Origin of the sequence: Thalassospira sp. NFXS8 (genome assembly GCF_040148805.1) — a bacterium.
In the GTDB taxonomy this organism is placed as follows: domain Bacteria; phylum Pseudomonadota; class Alphaproteobacteria; order Rhodospirillales; family Thalassospiraceae; genus Thalassospira.
In genome coordinates this window covers 347,539-365,259 of record NZ_JAGEMF010000002.1, presented here as the reverse complement: position 1 = coordinate 365,259, position 17,721 = coordinate 347,539, and the positions used below count along the sequence as shown (strand labels likewise).

Here is a 17,721-nt window from a genome sequence, read left to right as displayed (position 1 = left end):
CCTTCACGGAAACAGTTTCTCTGGCCCCCCAAGGCCAACGTTAAATTTGGGGGTTAATCACGCATGGATCAAGAAGTCGTCATTCCGGAAAAACAATTTACCGGTAAATCGCAAGGCATCTTGGGTCGGCAAAAATAATATCCCTGCATTTCATCAACCCCATATTTCTGAAGCCTCTCGGCCACATCCAGGCTTTCCACCCCTTCGGCAATCACACTTAAACCCAGTTTATGGGCAATCTGAACGGTCCATTCGACGAACGAGTCGTCAATCACTTCGGTCATCATGCGCGATACAAGGCCGCGATCCAGTTTGATGCCGGTATAAAAATCATAGCGCAGTAACTGAATGGAATTATTGCCGGTACCAAAATCGTCGATCAGCAATTGCACGCCCTGTTCTTTCAGATAGCGGGCATTGCGAATAAACGGCTCGGACAAAACCTTGACATTATGTTCGGTAATTTCAAATTCCAGTTCGATATTAACCTTGCGCAAATCCAGGACGCGCTGCATCAAAAACTGAACAAAATCCATATTGCTAAGGGAATAGGGCGAACAATTTACCGAAATACGCGCCGGTTGCCCCAGCTTGGGCTGTACATCACTGGCAGCCATCTCCAACAGGCGTAAAACATTCGATGTCAGCTGGTTAATAACCGGATGATCTTCACTGGCGGAAATAATTTCATCCAGGGTGAACCGATGCTGTAATTCGTCAAAGCGGCTTAAAACCTCTCCCCCGACAATACTGAAATCATGGGCGGAAACCCGGGGCTGCACCACAATCTGATGGCCATTTTTTTCAACAGCCTCCCCCACCAGAGACGAGGAAATCTTGCGTTTCTGACCGCACGGCAAAGGCGATGAAATACTGTCATTCAGGGCCTCGCGCAACACCGCCGGTGAAACCGGCTTGGCCAGAACCCGGCTTACCATACCGCGATTAATGGCATCGCGCAGTGACACCGACGATACATTCCCCGACAGCAACATGCGCGGCACGCTAGGGGCCACCGTAAATGCCTGCTGTAAAAATTCGATCCCGTCCATTTCCGGCATCATCAAGTCGGCAATGACCGCGTCGACCGTGCCATGATTTTTGGCAAGCCACACCAGGGCCGAAACAGACGAACAGTTGGTAACGATATTGAAATTACCGCCCAAAGTCCGACGGACTGAAGACAACAACATTTCATCATCATCGACCATCAAAATCGTGGGACGAAAATTATGGGCGGCTAATTCCATCGAACATGACTTCCTGTTGCAGAAGTTAAACTGGCATTCCCGGCCAACACAACACAGCGTTGTTGCAAGTCGGATCAATTAACGGATAGGCTTCGTTAACCGGAAGATACGGCATGACAGGACTGTCGCCATATCCCCAAACGAGGAGGGATTTGATGAAATTGGCTACTTCGGGCGTAAAAGTTGCGTTTGTCGATGACGATGACAATCTGCTTGCCGCCCACAGGCGAAGCCTGCGCGGCATGTCACTGGACTGGGAGGCATTGTTTTTTAACAATCCCCAGCAAGCGCTTGATGCCATTTCCGCCGATAACGCCATCGAAGCCGCCGTCCTTGATATTCATATGCCCGTCATGACCGGGCTGGAGCTGGCAGCAAAATTGCGTCAGGTCCGCCCTGACCTGATCGTGATCATGCTAACCGGCTATGCCGACCTGGAATCGGCACTGGAAGCGGTCAACGAACACGGCGTCTACCGGTTTTATCCAAAACCGACCCCGCTTAAAATATTATTGGAGGGCATCGCCGGTGCGGTGGAAAAAACCCGCGGGTCACAGGCCCATATCCCGCCGGCCTTTCTCGATATTTTCAATCTGGGCCTGATCGCGACCGACCAAAACCTGGTCATCAACCACATGAACGCCCAGGCCGCCGAACTGATCCGGCGCTGCCCGCTGATACATGTCCAGGCCGATAATCGCCTTGCCCTGGACCGTGCGCCCGAGGACCTCGATAAATTCCTTTATCCGCCTGCCGGGCGATCCATTCCGCAACAAAAAGGATTCGCACTTGAATCCGATGATCTGACGGTATCCATCTTTTTGCGTCGCATTTCCGATAAAAACGGCGAAAAACCCGGCTTTGTTTTCATTCTGGTCGAACCCGACAGTATCGGCCCGCCATCGGTTGATAATCTAATGGATGTTTTTGGCCTGACCCGGTCCGAAGCACGCCTGACCCAGAAACTGGCCGAAGGCGTCGCCCTGGACGAAGCCTCCGAAGCGGTTGGCATCTCGGTGCAATCGGCACGCACCTATTTAAAGTCCATTTTTGTTAAAACCGGCGTCAACCGACAGCCGCAGCTGTTAAAAACGGTGTTTTCCAGTATTCCATCCCTGCGTAACTAAACAGTCAGGATACAGCCCCCGATCAGGGGTGGCGCGATAATTGACGGGGCGGCAAGGCGGCCCGCCACTGTTGCAAAAATATATTACGCTTGGCCTGATCAAGCCCCACCATCAGGGCCGGGGTTAACGCAATCGGGCGTAATTCCTGCGGATCGGCACCTTTAACCGTGCCCACCAGTTGCGCCAGGCGATCCGGCCCGCCAATCGGCGATAACAAACCGGCATCGCGCGACAAAATCGCCCGCCCCGGAGGTGAGAGCATAAAATCAATAAAAGCCCGTGCCAGCGCCGGTTCCTCGGCATCGCGTGATATAAAGGCCGCCCGCGACATGATCAGCGTATAATCACTGGGTAAAACCAGCCCAACCCGATCATCCCGTCCGATACGCGACAAGGCATAAGACCCCAATACGTTATATCCCAGCAACAGGCGGCCATCTGCCACCCGTTCCAGTATTTGCCCGGTACAACAAAAAAGCTGGGCTTCGTTTCGTCCCAAACTTTCCACCAGCCGCCCCCAGGTGCTGGCCTGAATGGCATCCTGAAAGGCAAACAAATACCCCACCCCGGAAGTTTCGATATCGTAACTTCCGACCTTGGCACGAAAGGTGTCGCTTTCACGTAAAAGATCGATCAGATCAAAACGGTTTTGCGGTGGTTTGCGATTGGCAAAAAAGGCCTTGTTATAAACCGTCACCGCCGGTTCATAGGTTAAACCAAACAGTTGGTCCCGCCATTTGGCCCAATCTGGCAAATTTGCCCCGACCCGGGCACCGGGCGATTGGGCACACCCGTCATTGACCAGCTTTAATTGCTGGTCAATCGACGATGAAATCACCAGATCGCCCAAAAAACGGCCCTGATCACAGGCATGTTCCATCGCATCATTCAGCTCGTTGGTAGTAAGCTCGTTATACGTAATCAACACATCGGGCCAGCGTTCCTGAAAAGCGTCAATCACCGGAGAAAAAATGACATAATCGGTGGTGCTTTGAATAACCAGCCGCCCCGATACATCCGCCGTCACCGGAAATTCACGGTCCCCTGCGCTGGCAACATTCATCACGGTGGCAGCAATACCCACCGTACCGGCAATTAAGGCTGCCAGTGCCCACAAACCGGTTTTAAGCCGGCGACCGGGGGTAAATGCCATCCGGCAAATTTGCCAAACTGTTTTTGTCATAACGTTGCCACCGGAAATTCCAGCCCAATTTCAAAACCATCATCAGTGGCACGTCGCACCAGAACGGCCCCATGCGAGGACGCCACCGACGATACAATCGATAACCCCAGCCCGGCACTATCCGGCCCAATGCCGTTTGAAGCAAACCGTTCGCCGATCTTGCTGGAAATTTCCGGTGTTATACCCGCCCCGGCATCGCACACCAGCAGGCAGGCATGGCCATTTTGCACCGGTGTCACCACCAGGCTAACCGGCATTTCGCCGTGCTTTAAGGCATTATTCAGCAGATTTTTAACCGCTTCGCGCAGGCTGATCGGGTCCCCCTTGATCGCAACGGGTTCATCGGGCAAATCCACCTGAATAAATTCATCCGATACCGCGCGCATTTCACGCTCGGCCTCCAGCGCAATCCGCCGTAAATCCAGTTCCTGCGAAACTGCCATATCGGCCCGGTGCGCAATCAGGGCATGGCTTAATAACTGGTCTGCCAACCGCCCCAACCCGACGGTCCGTTCGTGCAAACGTTTGTGCAGGCGGGCCAGAACCACAGGGTCATCTTCTTCCAGCGCCAGTTGCAACTGGGCGCGCAAAGCCGTTATCGGGGTTCTGATCTGATGGGCGGCATCGGCAACAAAGTTTTGCATTGCTTCAATTCGCCGGTCCAGCCGGCGCATAAAACGGTTAATCGCGGCCAGCAACACCGCCACCTCGGCCGGGGCCGCAATATCAATGGGCGACAGGTCATTCACATCGCGGTCCAAAATGGTGCGTTCCACCCGGGCCAGCGGGCGCAAGGCAATTCGCATCATAACAACTACCAGCAACAGCAAAACAATACCCGCAGCCGCAATCGTCAAAACGGCCTGGGTGGTAATGCTTCGCGCCAATGCCACCCGTTCTGTCGTGGTTTGTGCCACAATCACTTTCACATCACCGCTGACAAACCGTTCAGCCAATTGACGGCGCAGCAAATAGGCCCTTACATCGGCCCCTTTATAGCGCGTGTTATAGGTCTGATCGGCACGTCCCTTGTCATCCCTGGGGAGGGGCAAATCCCCATATCCGGTCAGGGTTTTGCCATCCGGGCCAATGATGCGGTAAAAAATGCGGTCCGTTCGCGCCAGCGATAACAATTCGAACGCCGAAACCGGCAAATCAACATTGGCATGGCCGTCAGTAACCAAAATGCGTTCGGCAATTTGCAGTGCAGCGCCCCGCAACAACCTGTCGAAGGTTTCATCAGCGGCGTCCTGGCCATATTTATTGGCCGCAAAAATGGTTCCCAGTAGCACCACCGCCAAAATAACCGCCATCGCCATGCCCAAACGCACGGCAACCGACTGGCGCGGATTGGTAGATGGGGGAACCAAAACTGGCTTCATGACGGTTTCTCAGCCCGCCCGCCAGGCACCGCCTGGTATCCAAGGCCGCGTAATGTTCGAATTTCAAGGGTGGCATCCGCCAGCTTACGGCGCAATCGGGCAACATATACTTCCACCGCGTTCAGCCCGGCTTCACCCGTTAACCCGTACAACCGGGAATACAGTTCCTCCTTTTGCAAAACCCGGTTCAGGTTCGACATAAAGGCTTCAAGTAAAATAAATTCACGCCTTGTCAGTTCAATATCGGTTTCATCGACACGCACGGAATGGGCAGCAAAGTTACAATGTAAATTACCCACCGAAACCGTTGCCTCGTTGGCCCCGTGTTTGCGCCGGGTAACGGCGCGGGCGCGGGCTTCAAGTTCACGCAAATCAAATGGTTTAACCAGATAATCGTCCGCGCCAAAATCCAGCGCATCAATTTTATCATCAACCTGCAATCGCGCCGTCAACACCAGAACCGGCACCCCGTTTTTCGATGCGCGCAGCTTTTTTAAAAAATCCAGCCCCGACCCGTCCGGCAGGTTAATGTCGAGAATAACAAGGTCGTAGGTTTCCAGCCCTAAAAAATGGGCCGCATCTTCCAGGTTGCTCGCAGCCTCGCATACATGTCCCTGCCGCGAGAAATGCGAAAGGATGGCATCGGCCACATCTTCGGTATCCTCGACAATCAGTATTCTCAAACCGTTACTCCCGGAATTTTTCTGATGACAGGTTGGTGAAAGGTTCGCCCGCTACTCTCATATATACCGTCGTACCAAAAAGGTGCGAATAGAAACTGGGAGGAAGAACCATGAGAAAGATTGCCGCACTTGGTGCCGCAACTGTGTTTGCTGCGCTTTCCTTTACATCATCGGCTTTTGCCTTTGAACCGTCCAAGCCTGAATGTATTGCTCCGGCCAATGCTGGTGGCGGCTGGGACTTTACCTGCCGTCAAATCGGCAAGACCCTTTATGACCTTAAAACCATCGCCAGCCCGATGCAGGTTGTTAACCTGGCAGGCGGCGGCGGCGGTGTTGCCTATGCCGAAGTCGTTTCCAAACGTAATGACGATAACGACCTGATCGTTGCCGCCTCTTCGGCAACCACCACCCGTCTGGCCCAGGGGGCATTCCCGGGCTCCACCATGGATCAGGTTCGCTGGGTCGGGACCATTGGTGCTGACTATGGCGTCATTGCCGTTTCCAAGGATTCCGACATCAAAACCCTGCCGGAGCTGTTCGAAAAAGTTAAAGAAAACCCGCGCGGCATTGCTTTTGCAGGCGGTTCGGCCGTTGGCGGCTGGGACCATCTTAAAGTTCTGATCGCAGCAAAAGCTGCTGGCATTTCCGATGCCCGCGCTGTGAAATACATTGCGTTTGAAGGCGGCGGGGAAGCTGTCACCCAGCTTCTGGGCGGCCATGTTCAGGCTTTCACCGGCGACATTTCCGAAGCCAAAGGCTTTGTTGATTCAGGTGATCTGAAAATCCTTGCCGTTCTCTCCGAAGAACGCCTGCCGGGCGAGGAATTCAACAAATTCCCCACCGCCAAAGAACAGGGTATCGACGCTGTCGGGGCAAACTGGCGTGGTTTCTATGCCCCCAAAGGCATGAGCGATGACGCATATGACTATTGGGTCAATGCCATCAAAACCACCTATGCCAGCGACGAATGGAAAGAAGTCATGGCCAATAACGGCCTGATGCCGTTAAACAAATTTGGTCCGGATTTTGAAAAATTCGTTAGCGACCAGATTTCCTCGACCCAGACGCTCAGCCGCGAAATCGGCCTGATTAAATAAATACCGCCCTCCTGTGGCGCCGCACTCCATCGGGGTGCGGCGCTCTCTTCATTTTGGAGAAGAGCCATGAGTGACAGAGCCCTGGGCGTTGCATGCCTGTTGCTATCTGCATTCTATATTTTCATGGCGACCCAGATCCAGACCAGTTTCATTACCGATTACCTGGGACCAAAGTTTTTCCCGATTCTGGTCGGTAGTTTGCTGGCGATCGCCGCCATTTTCCCGATCCTCAAGCCGGATCCCGAGCCTGACTGGCCCGGTATTGCGCGCCTGATCGAAATTGTGTTCGCCGTTGCCGTTATGGTTGCTTACACCTATGCGCTGCCGGTGGCCGGTTTTGTTCTCTCCACCGCCATTACATCGGGCATTCTAAGCTGGCGCCTTGGGGCAAAACCCGTTGCCGCCGCCATTGCCGGTGTTTCGATCTCCGTGGGCATTTACGTCGTGTTCCACCTCGTTCTTCAACTCTCGCTGGCTCGCGGGCCCTGGGGGTTCTGACATGGATGTACTTTCACAACTCGCCGACGGTTTTGCTGTTGCGCTGACATTTCAAAACCTGGCACTCGCCCTGGTCGGCTGTTTTCTTGGCACCATCATCGGGGCCTTGCCCGGTCTGGGCCCGTCCAACGGTGTCGCCATCCTCATTCCGGTGGCCTTTACCCTTGGCCTGCCCGCAACACCGGCCCTGATTTTGCTGACATCGGTTTATTACGGCGCCATGTATGGCGGGCGTATTTCATCGATCCTGCTCAACATTCCCGGCGATGAACCCGCCCTGATGACCACGCTGGACGGCTACCCGATGGCGCAAAAAGGCCAGGCGGGCGAAGCCCTGGCCCTGTCGGGCATTGCCTCTTTTGTTGGTGCTTTCTTTGCTACCTGGGGTCTGGTCTTTCTGGCACCGCAGCTGGTCAAGGTTGCCCTGCTGTTTGGTCCGGCTGAATATTTTGCCCTCTTTGCCCTGGCCTTTGCCACCCTGGGCGGGGTTGCCTCGCAAAACCAGGCCAAAGCCGTTATTGCTGCCATGATCGGCCTTGCCATTGCCATGGTTGGTGTCGATCACCAGACTGGCGTACCGCGCATGACCTTTGGCAATATCCACCTTTACGAAGGCATCGACTTTCTGGTTGCCATCGTTGGCCTGTTTGCCATTTCCGAGGTTTTGCTGTTTTTGGAACACAAAACCGGGTCGGCCCCCAGTGCAAAAACCCATAAACTGGCCCGGGTGACTGCCCCGTGGTCAATGCTGAAAAGCACATCGGGTGCCATGGGCCGCAGCACCATCATCGGTTTTCTGGCCGGTGTATTGCCCGGTGCCGGCGCATCGCTTGGCTCGTTCGTTTCCTATACCATCGAAAAGAAAATCAGCGACAAGGACGGCACCTTTGGCAAAGGCGACCCGCGCGGGGTTGCCGCACCGGAAGCCGGGAACAATGCTGCCGCCGGGGGCGCTTTGGTGCCGATGCTGGCCCTTGGTGTTCCCGGTTCGGGTACCACGGCGGTTCTGCTTGCCATGCTGATGGCGCTTAACATTACGCCGGGTCCACTTCTGTTTACCCAGCGTCCCGATGTTGTCTGGGGTCTGATTGCGGCCCTGTTCATCGGCAATATCATGCTGCTTTGCCTTAACATTCCGATGGTCGGGCTGTTTGTGCGCGTACTGCGCGTTCCCAGCAAATATCTGATGCCTGCGGTGACCATGATATCGTTTGTCGGCATTTATGGCATTTCCGGCTCGACCTTTGATCTTCTGATGATGATCATTTTTGGTGTGATCGGTTATCTTCTGCGCAAGCTGAACATTCCGACAGTGCCGATTATTCTGGGCATTCTGCTGGGCAATGAAATGGAAAAGAACCTGCGCCGTGCGCTGGAAATTTCCAATGGTGATGTCAGCACATTGTGGGGATCACCCTTGACGATTGCCATCTGGGTGCTGGCCATTGTCGGCTTTATCGCCCCGTTCGTTTTTGGTCGTTTCCTGCGTCCCAAAAAAGACCCGACAGTCGCACCTTAAGGCGACCTGTAATTTAGCAAAACGGGCGCAAGGTTATTCCTTGCGCCCGTTTTTTATCACACATCATCAAAGGTTTAACGAACCAGCGCCCCGCCCTCATCAAGACGTCGAACCGCTTCCTTAAGTGCTTGAACACATTTTTCAATCAATGCGCCATCAAACCGTGTAATCAGCCCCGATACCGAAACTGCCCCGGCAATACCACCATCATTCCAGAATACCGGAACAGCAACAGCAGCCACTTCAGGGTCTCGTTCTCCTTGCGAAACAGCATACCCGGCCTCGCGAATTGCCGGTTCGTCACCGCTATTAAGGCAATCTTTCGACCAGGCCATCAATACCCTGGCACTTGCCCCCGCCGTTAACGGAAACTGAGCCCCTTCATTGACGTTGTGGCGAATGGCCCGCATCGGTTCACTGCGAAACAGACAAACACGGTTTTCTCCCTCGCGTACATAAAACGACGCCGTTTCACCAATTTCATCAGCCAGAATTTTCAATTCCGGACGAATGATATCTCCCAGATTGAATCCCCGTCGATAGAGGGAGCCCAATCTCCAAACGGTTGCTCCCAGTCGAAACCGCCCATCGCTTTGACGGCGGATATAGCCAAATTTTTCAAGCGACACAGCCAACCGCAAAATCGTGCTTTTGTAAAAGCCCGTGCGCCGGGAAAGATCGGCCAGACCCAAAGTTTCCGATTGTCCATCAAAGCAATCAAGCAGGCTCAATGCGCGATCTACCGCGTCGACCCCCTTTTCGTCAGACATAACATCGTTCCATTTAACAGAATTTCGTTCTGGACCACAGAATATCGTTCTGTTAAATAGAATTAAATTCCAACAAACAGAACAATAGGCCAGTTGGGAGGAATCAATGAGCAAGGCTGTCAGCCCTGTCAAGACGTCAGATGCCAATGCCTCGTATAAAACTGGCAGTGGAAGATACCAGCATCCGGCATCCTGGAACCGATCCCTCCTCATTCAAAACGCATAGCCGGGTTTTGCCCCATCGCACCATGCGTTTTGAAATACCGCCGGAGGAAAAGATGCAACGACCGCTGGAGGGCATTCGTGTCCTTGACCTTACCAACGTATTGGCCGGACCCTTTTGCTGCCATCAGCTCGCCCATATGGGGGCCGAGGTCATCAAGGTTGAAGCACCTGGCCGTGGCGATCTGGCCCGGCAGTTGGGGGCGGACCCCGAATTAAGCAAAAAAAACATGGGAATTTCCTTTCTGGCCCAAAATGCCGGCAAGAAATCCGTAACTCTCAATCTGAAACACCCTGAAGGCAAAAAGCTGTTAAAGCAGCTGGTCGAAACAGCGGATGTCCTGGTCGAAAACTTTCGTCCCGGCGTGATGAATCGTCTTGAGCTTGGCTATGACGTTCTGCGCGAAGTTAATCCAAAACTGATTTATTGCGCTATTTCCGGTTTCGGGCAGGATGGTCCCTGGTTACACCGCCCCGCCTATGACCAGATCATTCAGGGCGCGTCGGGTCTTATGTCCATTACCGGCGATACGCAAAGCGCCCCTTTGCGCGCTGGCTATCCGATTGCCGATACGATTGGTGGTCTTACCGCCGCCCTTGCCATATCCGGGGCATTGAATGCGCCACAACGGGGCACCTTTATTGATGTTTCCATGCTCGAGGCAACCATTGCGACAATGGGCTGGGCCGTATCAAACTATCTGATCGGCGGGATAGAACCCACAGCCAACGGCAATGAAAACCTCACATCGGCACCATCAGGCACGTTTGAAACCGCAGATAACCCCCTTAACATTGCCGCGAACAAGGACGAACAGTGGGAAGCACTGGCGCATCACCTTGGCCGCGAAGAACTGTTAACCCGACCGGAATATGCCACCCGCGAAGACCGCAAAGCCAACCGGGCGGCCTTGAAGGCCGATCTTGAAAAAACGCTCCGAACGCGTCCGGCGCGGAACTGGGCGCGTGAACTTAATGAAATCGGCGTACCGGCAGGTGCCGTGTTCAGTGTCCCCGAAATCCTTGCCCACCCACAAATTGCCGACCGGGGCATGTTGGCAACCTTCAGCGATACCCCGGATGTCGGACGCGACATCACCATCGTTAGAACCGGCTATAAAATTGACGGCGCGGCACCCGATGTATCAACCCCTCCGCCAGGTCTGGGTCAACACAATGACGAGATCTACCGATCACTGGGCATTGACGACGAAGCCCTGGCTAAATTGAAGAAGGAAGGAACGTTATGAACGACGTTTCCGATTGGTGGCGCACTTCCATCATTGAAATGGAACCCGGTAAAATCAGTTTCCGCGGTTACCCTGTCGAGGAACTGATAGGCAATGTCAGTTTTCCGCAAATGATCTGGCTGATGACACGCGGCGAATTACCCGGTCAGGATCAGGCAGCACTGCTTGAGGCAGCCCTTGTTGCCGCTGTTGATCACGGCCCCCAGGCCCCCTCAATTGCGGCGGCCCGCATGGCCGTTACATGCGGTTTACCCTTGAATGGCGCAATGGCGTCCGCTGTCAATTTCCTTGATGACGTCCACGGCGGTGCCGGGGAACAGGCCGTTGAACTTTATCACATGATTGATGAAGCCGGCGGGCCCGAACACACATCGGAAATGCTGGTCGAATGGCAAAAAAGCCGGACAAAATATATTCCCGGTTTTGGTCACCGTTTTCATAAACCGGTGGATCCACGCTCCCCCCGCTTGCTTGGTCTTGTCGACGAAGCTGCTGCCAAAGGCGTGGTATCGGGCCGCTTTGCCGCCATTGGCCGGTCTATTGAAGAATCTCTTGCCCAAACCAAAGGCAAAGCCGTTCCGATGAATATCGACGGAGCTACTGCCGTTATCTATGCCGAGCTTGGCTTTCCAGCCCCGCTTGCTCGCGGCCTTTTCTGTTTGTCTCGCAGTGTTGGTGTCATTTCACATGCCTGGGAGCAAATGGGTCAGGGAGGACGGAACAAGGGTCCGACTCCCCCATCCTACCGGTGGACCTACGATGGCCCGCCGCGTATGCCGGGGCGCATTGCCCCAAAATAAAATCAATAGTCACACCAATAATGGGAGGTATCAGTGACGCGTTCTTTAATCAAAGCACTTACAATTGCGGCTTCGATGGTCATCGTTTCCACTGCCGCACACGCATTCGAACCCGAGCAACCTGAATGTATTGCTCCGGCCAATGCTGGCGGCGGCTGGGACTTTACCTGCCGTCAAATCGGCAAGACCCTTTATGACCTTAAAACCATCGCCAGCCCGATGCAGGTGGTTAACATGGCTGGCGGCTCCGGCGGTGTTGCCTATGCCGAAGTCGTCTCCAAGCGTAATGACGATAACGACCTGATCGTTGCCGCCTCTTCGGCAACCACCACCCGTCTGGCCCAGGGTGCTTTCCCGGGTTCCACCATGGATCAGGTTCGCTGGGTTGGGACCATTGGTGCTGACTATGGCGTCATTGCCGTTTCCAAGGATTCCGACATCAAAACCCTGCCGGAACTGTTCGAAAAAGTTAAAACAGATCCAAAATCACTTGCTTTCGCAGGTGGGTCGGCCGTTGGCGGCTGGGACCATCTGAAAGTTCTGCTTGCCGCAAAAGCAGCCGGAATTAACGATATTCGGAAAATCAAATACGTCGCCTTTGAAGGTGGCGGGGAAGCCGTCACCCAGCTTCTGGGCGGCCATGTTCAGGTATTCACCGGCGACATTTCCGAAGCCAAAGGCTTTGTTGATTCAGGTGATCTGAAAATCCTTGCTGTTCTCTCCGAAGAACGCCTGCCGGGCGAGGAATTCAACAAATTCCCCACCGCCAAAGAACAGGGTATCGACGCTGTCGGGGCAAACTGGCGTGGTTTCTATGCCCCCAAAGGCATGAGCGATGATGCATATGACTATTGGGTCAATGCCATCAAAACCACCTATGCCAGCGACGAATGGAAAGAAGTCATGGCCAATAACGGCCTGATGCCGTTAAACAAATTTGGTCCGGATTTTGAAAAATTCGTTAGCGACCAGATTTCCTCGACCCAGACGCTCAGCCGCGAAATCGGCCTGATTAAATAAATACCGCCCTCCTGTGGCGCCGCACTCCATCGGGGTGCGGCGCTCTCTTCATTTTGGAGAAGAGCCATGAGTGACAGAGCCCTGGGCGTTGCATGCCTGTTGCTATCTGCATTCTATATTTTCATGGCGACCCAGATTCAAACCAGCTTCATTACCGATTACCTGGGACCAAAGTTCTTCCCGATCCTGATTGGTGTGTTGCTGGCGATCGCCGCCATTTTCCCGATCCTCAAGCCGGATCCCGAGCCTGACTGGCCCGGGGCTGCGCGCATGATCGAAATCGTCTTCGCCGTGGCTGTCATGGTGGCTTACACCTATGCACTGCCGGTGGCCGGTTTTGTTCTCTCCACCGCCATCACATCGGGCATTCTAAGCTGGCGCCTTGGGGCAAAACCCGTTGCCGCCGCCATTGCCGGTGTTTCGATCTCTGTGGGCATTTACGTCGTGTTCCACCTTGTTCTTCAACTCTCGCTGGCCCGCGGGCCCTGGGGGTTCTGACATGGATGTATTATCGCAACTCGCCGACGGTTTTGCCGTTGCGCTCACCTTCCAGAATCTGGCTCTCGCCCTGGTTGGCTGTTTTCTCGGCACCATCATTGGTGCCCTGCCCGGTCTTGGCCCGTCCAACGGTGTCGCCATCCTCATTCCGGTGGCCTTTACCCTTGGCCTTCCGGCAACACCGGCCCTGATTTTGCTGACATCGGTTTATTACGGCGCCATGTATGGCGGGCGTATTTCATCGATTCTGCTCAACATTCCCGGCGATGAACCCGCCCTGATGACCACGCTGGACGGCTACCCGATGGCGCAAAAAGGCCAGGCAGGCGAAGCCCTGGCCCTGTCGGGGATTGCCTCTTTCGTTGGTGCCTTCTTTGCCACCTGGGGTCTGGTGTTTCTGGCACCACAATTGGTAAAGGTTGCCCTGCTGTTTGGCCCGGCTGAATATTTTGCCCTGTTTGCGCTGGCCTTTGCCACCCTAGGCGGTGTTGCCTCGCAAAACCAGGCCAAAGCCGTTATTGCCGCCATGATCGGCCTTGCCATTGCCATGGTTGGTGTCGACCACCAGACCGGTGTGCCGCGCATGACCTTTGGCAATATCCACCTTTACGAAGGCATCGACTTTCTGGTCGCCATCGTTGGCCTGTTTGCCATTTCCGAAGTTTTGCTGTTTTTGGAACACAAAACCGGATCGGCCCCCAGTGCGCAAACCCATAAACTGGCCCGGGTGACTGCACCGTGGTCGATGCTGAAAAGCACATCGGGTGCCATGGGCCGCAGCACCATTATCGGCTTTCTCGCCGGTGTTTTGCCCGGTGCCGGGGCGTCGCTGGGGTCCTTCGTTTCCTATACCGTGGAAAAGAAAATCAGCGACAAGGACGGGACCTTTGGCAAAGGCGACCCGCGCGGGGTTGCCGCCCCGGAAGCGGGGAATAATGCTGCTGCCGGGGGGGCACTGGTGCCGATGCTGGCCCTGGGGGTTCCGGGATCAGGCACCACGGCAGTGCTGCTTGCCATGCTGATGGCGCTTAACATTACGCCCGGTCCGCTGTTGTTTACCCAGCGCCCGGATGTTGTCTGGGGCCTGATCGCGGCCCTGTTCATCGGCAACATCATGCTGTTGTGCCTTAATATTCCGATGGTCGGGCTGTTTGTCCGGGTTCTGCGCGTTCCCAGCAAATATCTGATGCCTGCGGTGACCATGATTTCGTTTGTCGGCATTTATGGTATTTCCGGCTCGACCTTTGATCTGCTGATGATGATCATTTTTGGTGTGATCGGTTATCTTTTGCGCAAGATGAACATTCCGACAGTGCCGATCATTCTTGGTATTCTGCTCGGCAATGAAATGGAAAAGAACCTGCGCCGCGCGCTGGAAATTTCCAACGGCGATGTCAGTACATTGTGGGGATCACCCTTGACGATTTCGATCTGGGTGTTGGCCATTGTCGGCTTTATCGCCCCGTTCGTTTTCGGCCGTTTCCTGCGCCCGAAAAAAGACCCGACAGTTTCCCCGTAAAGCAGGACCGTGAAAAGGGCCGGGTTCGCGATGCGGACCCGGCCCTTTTTTTGTCCGTTTTTTATCTGGCGGCTTGTTTGCCTTACCCGTATTTAAATACGATTATCATTTTCAACTCGTTCCGCATCACGATCACCCTCAACATCACCAACCCCGGAAATAGCCATGCCCGCAAAACCCGACACGTTCCTTGCCAGTTTAACGCCCCGCTTTTTCCGGCTTTTGGCAACCGGGCTGGTGATTGGCATGGTCGGCGGGTTTGTGGCACATGTCATTTCCATGCCGCTGGCCTGGATGATGGGGCCCATGCTGGCAACATTCCTTTTCGCCCTGCTGCGCGTGCCCATGGCCATCCCCATGAAATTTCGCGCCATGATTTTGGGCGTGATCGGGGTGTTTCTGGGCGGATCATTTACACCAGATACCATCGACCAGGCAGCGCGCTGGCCGATCAGCATGGTTGCCGTCCTGCTTTATGTCCCGATCATTACCGCCATTATTACATGGTTTTATGCCAAAATCGCCCGGCTCGACCCGGCCACCGCCCTGTTTTCAGCCACCCCTGGCGGGTTAACGCCCATGGTAGTTTTAGGGGCGGCCGCAGGTGGCAACGAACAGGAAATTGCCCTGACCCAGGGGTTGCGGGTGTTGCTGCTGGTGATGTCAGCCCCGATCATTGTAATGATGATTACCGGGGTGGTCGCCAATGGGCACGGGGAAGCGGGCGTTGTCATGTCGCTTGAAGATGGCTTGCTAACCGCCTTTTGCGCCATTGTTACCGTGCTGATTTTTCGCCGCTTGCGCGTTCCAGCCGCCGAAATGACTGGGGCCATGCTGGCAAGTGCCACCTTGCATATCAGCGGCATTGTCGATGGCAATTTACCGCAATGGCTGTTGGATGGCAGTTTGTGGATTCTGGGCTCCGCCATTGGCAGCCGCTTTGCCGGGGTTAAACTGGCATTTCTGGTGCGCCTTGCCGGTTACGCCGTGGCTGCAACGGTGGTTATTCTAGCCTTTACCGGGGTTGTTTCCTGGTTCGTTGCCCACTGGCTGGACCTGAATTTTATGGCGGTGTTGCTGGCTTTTGCACCGGGCGGGGTTGCCGAAATGTCGCTGATTGCGCTGGCCCTGAACATCGAACCCAGCTTTGTCGCCTTTCACCACATCATCCGCATTTTTGAAATCGTGCTGCTGGCACCGATGCTGGCCCGGTGGCTGCAAAAACGGCATTTCGAAAATAGGACAAACAACAAATAACAGTCACCTTCGATACCACCGAAAAGAAATTGTTCTTTGTGCGGGAAACAAGGCCAGCGATAAAAAACGGTTTTATGATGTGATGATTCCGATCGCAGATCGGGAGTTTGCAGCACATCTGGCCGAACTTCGCGAACGCATGCACCTGACACAGAGCGATATTACAGCTGCTTTAGGTATCAAACAGCCGACTGTTTCCGATATGGAACAATCAGGACGTGACCTGAGGCTCTCATCTCTCAAACGTTATGTTGAAGCATCTGGTGGCAAATTACACCTTGATGTGAAGCTTCCCGACGGCACCCATTACGGGTTTCCTCTTTAAGGGCAAACAGACACGGTACACTTGAAGCAGACAGCTACCTTCGCAACGTGCCCTGCCGAACAACAGCAAGGCACGGATTGCCGCCAATGGCATAGGAAAGTTCGGCCGGGCTATCAATGTCCCAGACCACAAAATCGGCGACCTTGCCGATCTCAAGCGTTCCGTGGCTGTCGCCCCGGCCCAGGGCACGGGCACCATTGCGGGTAATTCCCGCCAGCGCTTCTTGCGGGGTCATGCGAAACAGGGTGCAGGCCATATTTGCCATTAACAGCAGAGATAATGCGGGCGATGTGCCCGGGTTGCTATCGGTGGCAATCGCAATATCCACACCGTGCTGGCGCAGCAAATCAATTGGCGGCAATTTGGTTTCGCGCAAACAGTAAAACGCGCCGGGCAGCAACACCGCCACCACCCCGGCTTGTGCCATCGCCGCCACACCGTCTTCGGCCAGATATTCCAGATGGTCCGCCGACAGGGCATGATAATCGGCAGCAAGAATACTACCTTTCTGGTCGCTTAACTGTTCGGCATGTAATTTAACCGGCAAATTATGGGCACGCGCCGCCTCAAACACAAGGCGGGTTTGTGCGGTGTTAAAGGCGATGTTTTCACAAAAAGCATCAACCGCATCGGCCAGCCCTTCGGCGGCAATGGCAGGCAGCATTTGCGAACAAACCAGGTCAATATACCCATCGGCATCATCAGCATATTCGGGCGGCAACGCATGGGCGCCTAAAAATGTTGTCACCACATCAATATTATTCTCAACGCCCAAACGCCGCGCGGCGCGCAACATTTTGGCTTCGTCTTCGGTTCGCAGCCCATAACCGGACTTGATTTCGATGGTGGTGACACCTTCACGCAGCAAATTGTTCAGCCGTTTTTGTGCATGTTTCACCAAATCATCCTCGCTCGCCGCACGGGTTGCGGTCACCGAGGACCGAATCCCCCCGCCCGCCCGGGCGATTTCTTCGTAACTGACACCATTCAGGCGTTTTTCAAACTCATCGGCCCTGTTACCGCCATACACCAGATGGGTATGACAATCGACCAGCCCCGGTGTTACCCAGGCACCGGCCAGATCCGTTACAGACTTTGCCAGTTTTTCCGGTGCATCGGCCAGATCATCCATCAATCCCAGCCAGCAAATTTTGCCATCCTGCACCGCCATCGCCCCATTGGGGATTGCCCCGTAAGGCTGCTTGATGGCCGGGTTCATGGTGGCAAAATGGCCGTTGATCCAGATATGATCCCACATGATGCTGTCCCTGTTTTGGTGTTTGCCAAAGGCTTTATGTATAGACAATTAAATGCACGCTTC

17 protein-coding genes are annotated in these 17,721 nt (G+C 54.5%); 11 read left to right on the top strand and 6 right to left on the bottom strand.

Translation table 11 applies throughout. The features are described from left to right. Positions 1–68 precede the first annotated feature (68 nt). The gene (locus tag J4E05_RS10995; protein WP_085590132.1) at positions 69–1,250 is read right to left on the bottom strand and encodes an EAL domain-containing response regulator; all 1,182 of its coding nucleotides are present in this window, start codon (positions 1,248–1,250) and stop codon (positions 69–71) included. Between the two features lie 155 nt (positions 1,251–1,405). Here J4E05_RS10995 and J4E05_RS10990 point away from each other — a divergent pair, with 155 nt between their 5' ends. Further along, a complete protein-coding gene (locus J4E05_RS10990; protein WP_085590134.1) occupies positions 1,406–2,377 on the top strand; it encodes a DNA-binding response regulator in 972 nt (323 codons plus the stop codon). 22 nt (positions 2,378–2,399) lie between these two features. Here J4E05_RS10990 and J4E05_RS10985 read toward each other — a convergent pair whose 3' ends face one another. From J4E05_RS10985 to J4E05_RS10975, 3 genes are read right to left on the bottom strand one after another with little or no spacing between them, the layout of a single operon-like run. After that, positions 2,400–3,560: an ABC transporter substrate-binding protein gene (locus tag J4E05_RS10985; protein WP_349595399.1), complete on the bottom strand. Its 1,161-nt coding sequence runs from the start codon at positions 3,558–3,560 to the stop codon at positions 2,400–2,402. Continuing rightward, positions 3,557–4,942, bottom strand: a complete 1,386-nt coding sequence (locus J4E05_RS10980) for a sensor histidine kinase (RefSeq protein WP_085590136.1) — start codon at positions 4,940–4,942, stop codon at positions 3,557–3,559. The genes J4E05_RS10985 and J4E05_RS10980 overlap by 4 nt, the downstream gene beginning before the upstream one ends. Next, complete coding sequence (locus J4E05_RS10975; RefSeq protein ID WP_349595397.1) at positions 4,939–5,625, bottom strand: response regulator transcription factor; 687 nt, start codon at positions 5,623–5,625, stop codon at positions 4,939–4,941. Before J4E05_RS10975 ends, J4E05_RS10980 begins: the two co-directional genes overlap by 4 nt. Positions 5,626–5,735: 110 nt before the next feature. Between J4E05_RS10975 and J4E05_RS10970 the strand changes: the two genes are divergently transcribed. From J4E05_RS10970 to J4E05_RS10960, 3 genes are all read left to right on the top strand, one after another. After that, positions 5,736–6,722, top strand: coding sequence for a Bug family tripartite tricarboxylate transporter substrate binding protein (locus J4E05_RS10970; RefSeq protein WP_349595394.1), 987 nt, complete (start codon positions 5,736–5,738; stop codon positions 6,720–6,722). Positions 6,723–6,788: 66 nt separating this feature from the next. Then, positions 6,789–7,220 carry a tripartite tricarboxylate transporter TctB family protein gene (locus J4E05_RS10965; RefSeq protein ID WP_349595392.1) on the top strand — a complete coding sequence of 144 codons (432 nt, stop codon included), beginning with the start codon at positions 6,789–6,791 and terminating at the stop codon, positions 7,218–7,220. Position 7,221: 1 nt separating this feature from the next. Then, positions 7,222–8,739, top strand: a complete 1,518-nt coding sequence (locus J4E05_RS10960) for a tripartite tricarboxylate transporter permease (RefSeq protein ID WP_349595389.1) — start codon at positions 7,222–7,224, stop codon at positions 8,737–8,739. A gap of 74 nt (positions 8,740–8,813) precedes the next feature. On the opposite strand, the gene J4E05_RS10955 is transcribed toward J4E05_RS10960, so the two are convergent. Beyond that, positions 8,814–9,509: an IclR family transcriptional regulator gene (locus J4E05_RS10955; protein WP_349595386.1), complete on the bottom strand. Its 696-nt coding sequence runs from the start codon at positions 9,507–9,509 to the stop codon at positions 8,814–8,816. Positions 9,510–9,787: 278 nt separating this feature from the next. Here J4E05_RS10955 and J4E05_RS10950 point away from each other — a divergent pair, with 278 nt between their 5' ends. From J4E05_RS10950 to J4E05_RS10920, 7 genes are all read left to right on the top strand, one after another. Then, on the top strand, positions 9,788–10,981 hold the full coding sequence (locus tag J4E05_RS10950; protein WP_349595383.1) for a CaiB/BaiF CoA transferase family protein: 1,194 nt from the start codon (positions 9,788–9,790) through the stop codon (positions 10,979–10,981). Beyond that, the gene (locus J4E05_RS10945) at positions 10,978–11,781 is read left to right on the top strand and encodes a citryl-CoA lyase (protein ID WP_349595380.1); all 804 of its coding nucleotides are present in this window, start codon (positions 10,978–10,980) and stop codon (positions 11,779–11,781) included. The genes J4E05_RS10950 and J4E05_RS10945 overlap by 4 nt, the downstream gene beginning before the upstream one ends. Positions 11,782–11,814: 33 nt before the next feature. Beyond that, on the top strand, positions 11,815–12,801 hold the full coding sequence (locus J4E05_RS10940; protein WP_349595377.1) for a Bug family tripartite tricarboxylate transporter substrate binding protein: 987 nt from the start codon (positions 11,815–11,817) through the stop codon (positions 12,799–12,801). Between the two features lie 66 nt (positions 12,802–12,867). Continuing rightward, complete coding sequence (locus tag J4E05_RS10935) at positions 12,868–13,299, top strand: tripartite tricarboxylate transporter TctB family protein (protein WP_085595739.1); 432 nt, start codon at positions 12,868–12,870, stop codon at positions 13,297–13,299. A 1-nt stretch (position 13,300) separates the two neighbouring features. Continuing rightward, complete coding sequence (locus J4E05_RS10930; RefSeq protein WP_339777526.1) at positions 13,301–14,818, top strand: tripartite tricarboxylate transporter permease; 1,518 nt, start codon at positions 13,301–13,303, stop codon at positions 14,816–14,818. A 165-nt stretch (positions 14,819–14,983) separates the two neighbouring features. Beyond that, positions 14,984–16,075: an AbrB family transcriptional regulator gene (locus tag J4E05_RS10925; protein ID WP_349595372.1), complete on the top strand. Its 1,092-nt coding sequence runs from the start codon at positions 14,984–14,986 to the stop codon at positions 16,073–16,075. 82 nt (positions 16,076–16,157) lie between these two features. Then, positions 16,158–16,400 (top strand): XRE family transcriptional regulator, encoded by a 243-nt coding sequence (locus tag J4E05_RS10920; RefSeq protein WP_349597546.1) that lies wholly within the window; start codon positions 16,158–16,160, stop codon positions 16,398–16,400. Between the two features lie 34 nt (positions 16,401–16,434). Here the strand turns inward: J4E05_RS10920 and hutI are convergent, their stop codons facing one another. After that, on the bottom strand, positions 16,435–17,658 hold the full coding sequence (hutI, locus tag J4E05_RS10915) for an imidazolonepropionase (protein WP_349595369.1): 1,224 nt from the start codon (positions 17,656–17,658) through the stop codon (positions 16,435–16,437). Positions 17,659–17,721: the final 63 nt, after the last annotated feature.